The organism is Pseudoalteromonas sp. S554 (genome assembly GCF_005930865.1).
Taxonomy (GTDB): Bacteria; Pseudomonadota; Gammaproteobacteria; order Enterobacterales; family Alteromonadaceae; genus Pseudoalteromonas; species Pseudoalteromonas marina.
This window is the reverse complement of the sequence record NZ_PNDV01000052.1, coordinates 1-10037: the sequence shown is the minus strand read 5'-3', so window position 1 is coordinate 10037 and position 10037 is coordinate 1. Positions and strand designations below refer to the sequence as shown.

The following is a 10037-nucleotide window of genomic DNA, read 5'->3' as shown; positions in this document are numbered from 1 at the left end:
TATTTTCTTCAATTTGTTAATATTTCACCAGCTCAATATGAAACAGACTACTATGATAATTTAAACGAGTCAGGTAAAGTGGCCTGACTTAAACAAACTGGTCTCCGATGAACTCGGGGCGATTCATTGTATACAAAGTGAGGTGTTAGATAATACTACAAAAGAGTTTATGCCTTTTCATCAACACCATTTAACAAACCAACACACATTCAATCAGTTTAAATTACTATTTAATATTTTAGTGAGTAACTCCAGTCAATTACATAAAGAACAGTCTGCAATATCATTTTTCTCCCACTTAATTAAAGAAGATCAAGGAAAAGAAACGGTAATAAAAAAATCAAAACACAACGCTTTAGCGCTTGCCAGAGATTATATTACTGATAATTTCGAGAAAAATATTAAAATAGATAACATAGCCTGTGCTGCTGGACTAAGTAGTTATTATTTAATCCATGCGTTTAGAAAGGAGTTTGGAATGACACCACACGCTTATCAATTAGCAAGAAGGATTAATAAAGCAAAAACGCTATTACGTTATGGGACAGATATAGCTTCAGTAGCTGTAGATTTAGGTTTTACTGATCAAAGTCATTTTCATCGAAACTTTAAACAAATAGTCGCGGCAACGCCAAAACAATATAAAGATTGCTTTGCGTGAATTTAGTCTATTAGGGGGGTGTGCCCATCCTCTCGAATCGGCATTAGAAGTTTAAAGTTAAACTATCTGAAATAAATAATAAATTAGGTCAAGCTTTATAATTTCGTTGTATCAGTTGGTGTTTTTTCAAGAACATCATTCAATATTCTATAAATCGTAGCCGAGCCTAAGTCATAACCTTTTGCCAATTGACCAATAGATACGCCTTCTTTCCTTTTATTATAAATTTCTAAGTCTATTTCATCAGTTCTTTTTGTTGGCCGCCCAAATTTAACTCCGAGTTCTTTAGCTTTGGCAATACCTTCTAATTGCCTTTCTGAGCGTAAATCTGTTTCAAATTCTGCGATTGCCGCTAACATGTTAAACATTAAGCGCCCTGTGGGCGTTGATGTGTCAATTGCTTGATCAATTACCACTAGATCAATACTTTCTTCCTGAAAGCGCTCAGCAACTTGTGACAAATGAATAACTGAACGCGCAAGACGATCTAATCTGGTGATAACGAGTGTGTCTCCTTCCCTAAGATAATTCATGCACTTTTGAAACTCTGGACGTTCAGCTGTTTTCCCACTCTGCTTCTCATGATAAATTTTATCGCAACCGGCTAAATTTAATTTATCAAGTTGTACTTCCAAACTTTGTCCCGTCGAGCTAACTCTTGCGTATCCAATTTTTGGCATAAACCTATTTTATACTCTAAGATGTTTTGATAAAAACATTATGAGAGTAGTTTTGATAATAGTCAAATGTAGTTATCATAAAGTATACTTTATGATAACCGTTATTTTGGTTTTCAATTGATACTATCAAGTGTTTCAATACCATTTAGTAAACCGATTAAATCAATTTCCTTACGGTCTTTATTAAAGGCATATTCACCATTCAAATTTATATGCTGCCAAGCGACAGGTGATAATCTTGAAATAATATCAACAACGTCTTGCCTACCATTCTTTTCTTGAATTTGCAGAAATGCCGACAGTAACGCAGAATTATAATAAATAATACAGTTTGAAATAAGTCGGGCGCAGTCGTTCCATTGTGATACTTGGTAATCATTACCGCCACGAAATTTATTACCATTAACGGAAGTTATAGCTCGTTTTAATTGGTGGTACGCTTCACCTCTGTTCAAGGCTTGCTGAACATAATGGCGTAGCGTGGAATTATCAACGTATTCCAAAACATAAATTGATTTTATCAAACGGTCGTATTCATGAATGGCTGCCAATGTGCGACTCTTGCCATTACTCAACTTTCTAATGATAGTGCTTTGTGTGGTAGTCTTTCGGCTCAATGAACACAAGATATGTTGAATGTCATCCCACTCTTCAGTAATGAGTTTATGATTGATTTCTTTTATCAATTGAATACGTCCACCATCTTCTTCAGACACTTCAAATAAATTAAAAAATATTTTTTTCATTTTTGCGTATCGAGGGGCGAACGTATAGCCAAAGAAGTCCAAAATAGCGAAGTTGACATTGTTGGTACCATGCGTATCAGTGGATAACGTACTTGGCTGTATGTCTGATGAATTATTATAAAGTAAATCGAAAGCAAAATGACCTTCATACTCATTAGCACCAATCACTTGCGTACTCACTGGAACATGGTTTGAAACTAATGTAAGCGCCGAAACGCCTTTACCTTTAGAAAAATATTTAGATGAATAACGCGCCTTAAAGGTATTAATGCGGCACTCAAATTTTTGACCATCAATACTTGAAAACAATTGGTTATCGTCGACATGGTAATAGGCAAATATTGGTAACGTGGCTATTGCATTGGAAACCTGAACATTCGACTGTGTTAATGTCTCATATCGAATATAACTATCATCGACACTGCGTAATTTACCCATGGAACGGTCGGAAATATTCGCCATTTTATATAAACCGTAATTGGTGCCATTAGCTAAGATGCAAGCGATCAAATCCTCCTTATTAGCCGGTGCTTTTTCTTTGTTAACTGAAATGTGAGTGAATGATTTTAAAAAGTCTGTTTTTTGATCAACAAATAGCATGAGTTCAACAATACCCATATGTTGAATTTGACTATAAAGTGGATTGTCGATAGTTTCTTGCCATCGTTTATTAGGAATAGACCACTTAAGTTCGGCCTTGCCAGGAATAAATTCAACATACTTATTGTCGCCATTAAAAATGTGTTCACTTACTTCCTTCAGCTTAGCTTCTAGCTGTTGACTCTTATCCGTTAATGTTTGATTAATGGAAGCACTCAACTTATCAAGTCCTGTATTTTCAATTATTTCAGCCTTTTTCTCCCATTCTTTAGGTTGGATTAAGTCAGAAGTTAAGCTTCTATTATTAACACTCTCTTTAACGGTCAGGCTGTTGCTATGAAATAGCTGTTCTGCTTTTCGGTAAAGAAAGTACTCAAACCGATTAGCAATTAATTTGGTATTATCGCCTTCGAAATATTCTCGGTCACTTTTAGGTACCACATTGATGTTAATTGTTTTTATCGTTTTGAACGCCCCTAATTCTTCGTGAGCTGTGGTGTATTGTTCGCGTAATTCATCTTTTAGGTGAATGAACTCGATATCAATAGACAAGAAGAGTGAGCGGATAAGTTTTTTAATTTTACTCGATTGTTTATCGATAAATTGCCATTCATATTGACGGCCATCAAAGTCATTGTTATCTAGATGATCACTTAGTAACTTAATACTCTCTGCGGGAATAAGTTCAAAGGCTTTCTTACGCACATCACCAAAGCTAAGGTTATCGTCCATGTCGGCATCGATAAAATACTTTAATAAACTACCCGCAGATTTTAATTTAGTGCGAACAATAGTGACATCTTCTACAATGCGTTGTTTTGCATAGCCTTTAGCTGATTCAGTTAACTTTCTGATCATATAGATAAAAGCGGAAACCAAATTGTCATTGGTTTCTCGGTACCTAAAAAATAAATAGCAAACAAGATATAAAATAGTTTGGCTGTCATCGTGTCTTCTAAGTTTATAAACGGTCTTGTGTTTAACTAATGACGCGTAGTATTCAAGGTTTTTAGGGGATAGCTCCAGTTCAGTAATAAGCACTTTAATTTCAGGATAAAGTGAACGTATAATTTTATGTGTCTTCAACTCTTGTGCTATTTGACTGGCCGAGAAGTCTTTAGCCATCTTTTTTAATTTAGCTAAATCAGTAAAGGTATTATTTGATTCAAGTAATTTCAGCAATGTTGCTTTTGTGGATAGTGTTAAATTTTCATTGAGAACAACTTCAATACGATTGCGTTCATTTGATAATACCGTTGATATAGTATCTTGCAGCGTTGTGTAACCCGCTAGCGCTATTCTATTTGACCAAAATATGCAATGCACTCATCGAAAACATATCTAGGCTCTAAATTTATTTTTACAACATCATTTAATCTTCCAATTAATGGGGCTTTGTTAATTTTGCTTTGGTAAATTGAAAAACCTACATGTTTAAGTAATTTACTAACCAGCTTTGTTTTTGTTGTTCGAGATAAATCAGTTAATAGCATGTCTTTGCCATTGAAATATTTACTTCGAACATAATCAAGATCAACCACAACATCATCAAACGAAAAGTTAAAGGTAATAGGCCGTGATCTGAAATACCCTAATAGCAGAATAAAATATACTCTGGTTTCTAATCGTCTTAACTCATTAACGAGCTTTTGGGTCTCATTATCCAGTGAAAAATAGTCTTCCCTGTCTGTACGATTAAAGTTAGGTAGAGCGTAAAGTTCGTTTATTTCGGATTCGTTAAGTATGTGAATACGTTTAGTGGCTGAATTAGTGATGATGGTTGACCTTTATAATTATTTTTCATCATCATAACTTATGATCGGTCAGAAAATAATCTTAAGGTTCATTTCGAGGGGATGGGCACAAAACCCCTAATAGCTGTCTGCTAAATGAGGTCTAAATCTAATTACTTAAACTGTAAGATCAGACATGAGCAAGGCGATATTAATATTCACGTGTTAACATTAATGCTTAAGTAGATGATAATAATATACTGGTTTCGCTATTTAAAATGCCTTCTATTTCGCGCACTTGCCTGAGTACGCCATCAAACTCACCTAAATTTGCCGTCTGTATTTCTGCTACTAAATCCCAAGCGCCGTTAGTGGTATGCAATTTAGTGAGCTCTGGTATGCCGCGCATAGTTTTAATTACCTGCGATGTAGATTTACCCACCACTTCTACCATCATTATTGCTCTTACTGCTTCGGTTTCAATGTGTTCGTGTACACGCACCGTAAAGCCTAATATCGCGCCCGATGAAACTAAACGGTCTAAACGATTTTGTACTGTCCCGCGCGACACCTTTAAAACATCGGCTAGGGCTGAAATAGAAGCACGGCCATCTTTTCTTAATTCGGCTATTAAGGCGTTATCTAAAGAGTCGTAAATGTAAGGGAGCATTCGCTTACCTCTAGTTATTTTTTATACAAAATACTAAAACTTTACATTTATGCATAGCAAATTGATAAAAATCACTACTATTTGTATAAAGTATTGCCATATTAAATGGCATCTGTAGTCGATAAACTTATTTTAATTAGTTCATATTATTATTACAGAGGTAGTCATGAGTCATTTTATAGCAGAGCCAAAACAAGGCGTTCCATTTGTAAATGTTCAAGCTATGGCTAAGCTAATAAATACATTAGGAATAGAAAACGTATTAGTTAGCCTAACTAACACGTTAAAACAGGATTTTGCTCGGTGGCATGAGTTTGATAAATCGCCGCGTTATGCAGCTCACTCTCCGGATGGTGTAATAGAGCTTATGCCGGTAAGCGATGGAAAAATGTTTAGCTGTAAATATGTCAATGGCCATCCAAAAAACACGTTTAAGGAACTTCAAACGGTTGCGGCTTTTGGTATTTTGTCAGATGTTGATAGCGGCTACCCGGTAATGATTAGCGAAATGTGCTTATTAACCGCACTACGCACTGCTGCAACATCAGCGCTTGTGGCTACTTATTTAGCACCAAAAAACTCAACAACCTTAACTCTGATTGGCAATGGGGCTCAGTCAGAATTTCAGGCTTTAGCATTTAAAGCGGTATTAGGTATTACGCACATTCGTTTATACGATATAGACGAAGCAGCTTCTCAAAAAGCATTTAATAACTTAAACAATAAAGGCTTAACCGTGACTATCTGTGAAAGTGTAGAGGAAGCAATAAAGGGCGCGCACATAATTACCACATGCACGGCCGATAAAACCAACGCAACAATTTTAACGAACGATATGATCCCACAAGGTGTTCATATTAATGCGATTGGTGGCGATTGTCCTGGAAAAACTGAGCTTGATTCAGCGTTGTTGGAGCGTGCTAATGTATTTGTAGAGTACGAACCACAAACTAGAGTAGAGGGCGAAATTCAACAAATGAGCAGGTGTTTTGCTGTAACCGAATTTCATAAAGTAATTAATAAACAGCACCTTGGTCGTACATGCGAAAAAGAGCTTACTATTTTTGACGGTGTAGGCTTTGCAAGCGAAGACTTTAGCGCGTTAGTGTATATTCGCGAGCAGCTTATTAAGTCAGGAGAATACGAAATACTCGACCTGATCACTCAGCAGGGCGACCCACGCAATTTATTTTCAGTTCTTGAAATACCGCATAAAGATAAAGAGAGTGCAGCATGAGCCTAACACAACAAGCACCGAACGCGGTTGTTATGGTTCGTCCGCATCACTTTACTTCTAATCCACAAACCATGCTCGACAATGCATTTCAAAGCGAATGTGAAGTAAAAAATGAAAGCGAGCAAGCATTTAAAGAGGTGACCCACGCGGTTGAGTTACTACAAAACGAAGGTGTAACCGTTCATTTATTTGAAGACGAGCAAACACACACACCCGACTCGGTTTTTCCAAACAACTGGTTTTCTACCCATCAAAATGGGGAATTAATTATTTACCCAATGTTTGTTGAAAACAGAAGATTAGAATATCGTAAAGATATAATTGATTTTTTAACGGATCACTATAAAGTGGCGGTAGTGACTGATTATGCGCATTTAGCGAAAGAAAATTCATTTTTGGAAGGTACCGGTTCACTGGTGCTCGATCACCAATATAAACTTGCCTACGCGGTAGAATCTAAACGCACAACAAGGTCGGTCGTTAATACGGTGTGTAATTTACTTTCGTTCAAGCCGGTTGTGTTTAATGCAACTGACGAGCAAGGTATAGCGGTGTATCACACTAATGTACTAATGTGTGTGGCTAGCAAGTTTGTAATGATTGGCTTAAATATGGTGCCTGAAGACCAACGCAGTGAGCTGGTAGGGCATTTTTTACAAAGTCATCACGAAGTGATTGATTTGTCGGTTGAGCAAATAAATAACTTTTGCGGGAATGCCATTGAATTACACGGTAAAAATGGGCGAATTTTAGCGCTGTCACAAACCGCCTATAATGCGCTTACAGCCGAGCAAATAATTGCAATACAAAAAACGGCTAAACTAGTGCCTTTGCCAATACCTACCATTGAATCTGCTGGTGGTTCAGTAAGGTGTATGATTGCAGGGGTACATTTACAAAGCAAATGACAAAACCTAAAGGCAACAAGGTTGCCTTTATTTCGTATAAAATATTAAGCGTTGCCAGTACATTTTAAAATGCCTATGTTAAAGCGCATAACTATAAAAATATAATAAGGAATCTGCAATGTTCGATACGGTAGTAAAAAGTGTAAATAACCTTTTGTGGGGAGAAGGTCAGGTACTCATTTATATTTTACTTTTCACCGGCGTATGGTTTTCTGTGCGTTTAAAAGCAATTCAAATAGTTAAATTTAAGCATATGTTTAGCCTATTAAAAGGCAGCAGTAAATGTAATAAAAACGACATTTCGTCATTTCAGGCATTGTGTACAGGGCTTTGTGCTCGGGTAGGTACGGGTAATTTAGCCGGTGTTGCAGTCGCTATATCGCTTGGTGGTAGTGGTGCAATATTTTGGATGTGGGTCATTGCTGTATTGGGCATGGCAACCGGATTTGCAGAAAGTATATTAGGCCAAGTGTATAAAATTCGCGATAGTAACGGCGAATTTAGAGGTGGCCCTGCGTATTACATTCAACAAGGGCTGGGAAGCCGTGCCTTCGCAATTGTATTTGCCGCGTGCTTATTTTTGGGGTACGGGTTTACTTTTAGCGCAATGCAAACCAATACGATTACTGATGCACTAAACTACGCATTTGAAGTACCCACGTTTTACTCCGGTATTGTTATTACAGTTCTTGCAGGCTCAATTATATTAGGCGGCTTTAAAGCCATTGCCCGGTTTGCAGAGCGCGTAGTGCCCATTATGGGCATTATTTTTGTATTAGCCGCCGTTATTATTACCGTTATAAACTTTACTCAAGTACCGGCCATGCTTAAAGATATATTTTTTTCAGCCTTTGGATTACAAGAAGCGGGAGCAGGCGCGATGGGGGCTGCCATTAAAAATGGTATTCAACGCGGTTTATATTCTAACGAAGCGGGCGCAGGGAGTGTTCCGCATGCCAGTGCAAGTGCTAGCCCTATTCCTAATCACCCTGTAACACAGGGCTACATACAAATGCTTGGTGTGTTTTTCGATACAATCGTACTTTGTAGTTGTACAGCCGTTGTTATTTTATTAGCTGATATAGACATAAGCGGAGAAATGGAAGGCATACGTTTAACACAAAGCGCTATGACCGCGCATTTGGCGCAAGGTGGCGTGTACTTTGTAGCTGCAGCCATTACGTTATTTGCCTTTACTTCGGTGGTAGCTAACTACGCCTACGCTGAAAGTAACTTACATCTATTTAAGCTCGATAACAAAGTAGGGCGTGGTATTTACACCTTACTATATTTATCAATGATGTTGTGGGGCGCATCGGCCACATTAAAAGAAGTATGGGATTTAGCCGATATTGCGTTAGGGTTAATGACAGTCGTTAACGTAATCGCTATCATACTGTTAACACCTACTATTTTGTCGGTAACGCACGATTACCACACGCAAAGAGACAAAGGTATAGAACCCGAATTTAAAGTAAAAGATGTAAAAGTTCAGGGAAAATGCGAAGACGGCATTTGGGATTAATTCATGTATTTTAGCTAACTTTAACTACAAATAGCGGTTTTATGGCAGCATAAAACCGCTTTTTAATTTTGCATAACTATTCACATTTGTAGCGCGTTAAAGAGTTCAAAATACATATATAAAAGGTAAAAATACAGACATGATCGACATTGTCGCAGGGAAGAACGCAGCAAAAATAATAAACGAGCAAGGCTTTAAGCCTGAACTATTTACTTCATTTTTAGGCGCAAGTGGCGGGCCTAAATGGTTTACTTTATTTGGATTAGACAAATATATTTTTGGTGAATTTTTTAAAAACCGAACCCAACCGCTTAATTTAATTGGCTCATCAGCTGGCGCATTTCGCTCTGCGTGTTTTGCACAAAACGACCCGGTTGCCGCCATTGAGCGTTTAGCAACATCGTATTCGCAAACGCGTTATTCAAGTAATAAACCAACACCTGCTGAAATTACAATTAAAGCCCGCGCATTACTTGAAGATGTATTTGGCGATAATGGCGTTACCGAAATAATAAATAACCCCGTATTTAAAGCACATTTTATAGTCGCTAAATCTAATGGCTTTATAGCCAGCGAAAATAAATTAATTCAGCTTTTAGGTTTATCAATAAGTTACATGCTAAACCGCGTAAACCGAAAATTATTAGGCTCGCAGTACGAGCGATTTATTTTTGGTGCGCCAAACAGTAATTTATCAATAACCGACGGTTATAATTTTAAAACGCAAAACATAGCACTTAACCAAACAAATTTAAAAGATGCCTTACTTGCATCGGGCTCTATACCGCTTGTTATGGAAGGTATAAAAAATATTGCAGGCTCGCCACAAGGCATGTATCGCGATGGCGGAATAATCGACTACCACTTTGATGTAAAAATTAATAACCCTGGCTTAATTTTGTATCCGCATTTTAATAGCGACCCAAAAGCAGGGTGGTTTGATAAAAACTTAAAACGCAAAGTAGCACCACAAAATTACGACAGCGTGGTGATGATCACCCCATCAAAAAAATTTGTAGCCGGTTTACCTTACGGAAAAATTCCAGACAGAAACGACTTTACCGATCTCGATGCCGACACGCGTATTAAATATTGGAATACTGTGTTTAGTGAAACTGAAAAATTGGCTGAAGCTTTTGATAAATATTTAGATACGGCTAAGTTTGATTTTAAACGGTTCTAATTTTTCATGTTACTGACAACTGACAACTGACAACTGACAACTGACAACTGACAACTGACAACCCATAAATTACGTTATGTTAAATTTCGATATT

Annotated in this window: 9 protein-coding genes; 5 read left to right on the top strand and 4 right to left on the bottom strand. The window is 37.2% G+C overall.

The features are described 5' to 3' along the window. The first annotated feature begins 142 nt into the window (after positions 1-142). Positions 143-661: a helix-turn-helix transcriptional regulator gene (locus CWB65_RS12760; RefSeq protein WP_249365033.1), complete on the top strand. Its 519-nt coding sequence runs from the start codon at positions 143-145 to the stop codon at positions 659-661. 95 nt (positions 662-756) lie between these two features. On the opposite strand, the gene CWB65_RS12755 is transcribed toward CWB65_RS12760, so the two are convergent. The 4 genes from CWB65_RS12755 to CWB65_RS12740 all read right to left on the bottom strand — a co-directional run bounded on the left by CWB65_RS12755 (position 757) and on the right by CWB65_RS12740 (position 5090). After that, positions 757-1341, bottom strand: a complete 585-nt coding sequence (locus tag CWB65_RS12755) for a recombinase family protein (RefSeq protein ID WP_138686820.1) — start codon at positions 1339-1341, stop codon at positions 757-759. 113 nt (positions 1342-1454) lie between these two features. Continuing rightward, positions 1455-4013 (bottom strand): Tn3 family transposase, encoded by a 2559-nt coding sequence (locus CWB65_RS12750; protein WP_138740739.1) that lies wholly within the window; start codon positions 4011-4013, stop codon positions 1455-1457. After that, positions 3983-4414, bottom strand: coding sequence for a DUF4158 domain-containing protein (locus CWB65_RS20260; protein WP_502704845.1), 432 nt, complete (start codon positions 4412-4414; stop codon positions 3983-3985). The genes CWB65_RS12750 and CWB65_RS20260 overlap by 31 nt, the downstream gene beginning before the upstream one ends. A 244-nt stretch (positions 4415-4658) precedes the next feature. Then, the gene (locus CWB65_RS12740) at positions 4659-5090 is read right to left on the bottom strand and encodes an Lrp/AsnC family transcriptional regulator (protein ID WP_138740738.1); all 432 of its coding nucleotides are present in this window, start codon (positions 5088-5090) and stop codon (positions 4659-4661) included. 166 nt (positions 5091-5256) lie between these two features. Here CWB65_RS12740 and ocd point away from each other — a divergent pair, with 166 nt between their 5' ends. The 4 genes from ocd to CWB65_RS12720 all read left to right on the top strand — a co-directional run bounded on the left by ocd (position 5257) and on the right by CWB65_RS12720 (position 9943). Then, the gene (gene ocd / locus CWB65_RS12735) at positions 5257-6327 is read left to right on the top strand and encodes an ornithine cyclodeaminase (RefSeq protein ID WP_138740737.1); all 1071 of its coding nucleotides are present in this window, start codon (positions 5257-5259) and stop codon (positions 6325-6327) included. Beyond that, complete coding sequence (gene ctlX / locus CWB65_RS12730; protein ID WP_138740736.1) at positions 6324-7235, top strand: citrulline utilization hydrolase CtlX; 912 nt, start codon at positions 6324-6326, stop codon at positions 7233-7235. The genes ocd and ctlX overlap by 4 nt, the downstream gene beginning before the upstream one ends. Before the next feature lie 118 nt (positions 7236-7353). Beyond that, the gene (locus tag CWB65_RS12725) at positions 7354-8760 is read left to right on the top strand and encodes an alanine/glycine:cation symporter family protein (RefSeq protein WP_138740735.1); all 1407 of its coding nucleotides are present in this window, start codon (positions 7354-7356) and stop codon (positions 8758-8760) included. A 139-nt stretch (positions 8761-8899) separates the two neighbouring features. Then, positions 8900-9943, top strand: coding sequence for a patatin-like phospholipase family protein (locus tag CWB65_RS12720; RefSeq protein WP_138740734.1), 1044 nt, complete (start codon positions 8900-8902; stop codon positions 9941-9943). The last annotated feature ends 94 nt before the right edge of the window (positions 9944-10037 follow it).

Coding starts and splice junctions, on each gene's coding strand:
- CWB65_RS12755 (WP_138686820.1), bottom strand. CDS start 1,341: ATGCCAAAAATTGGATACGCAAGAGTTAGCTCGACGGGACAAAGTTTG.
- CWB65_RS12740 (WP_138740738.1), bottom strand. CDS start 5,090: ATGCTCCCTTACATTTACGACTCTTTAGATAACGCCTTAATAGCCGAA.
- ocd (WP_138740737.1), top strand. CDS start 5,257: ATGAGTCATTTTATAGCAGAGCCAAAACAAGGCGTTCCATTTGTAAAT.
- ctlX (WP_138740736.1), top strand. CDS start 6,324: ATGAGCCTAACACAACAAGCACCGAACGCGGTTGTTATGGTTCGTCCG.
- CWB65_RS12725 (WP_138740735.1), top strand. CDS start 7,354: ATGTTCGATACGGTAGTAAAAAGTGTAAATAACCTTTTGTGGGGAGAA.
- CWB65_RS12720 (WP_138740734.1), top strand. CDS start 8,900: ATGATCGACATTGTCGCAGGGAAGAACGCAGCAAAAATAATAAACGAG.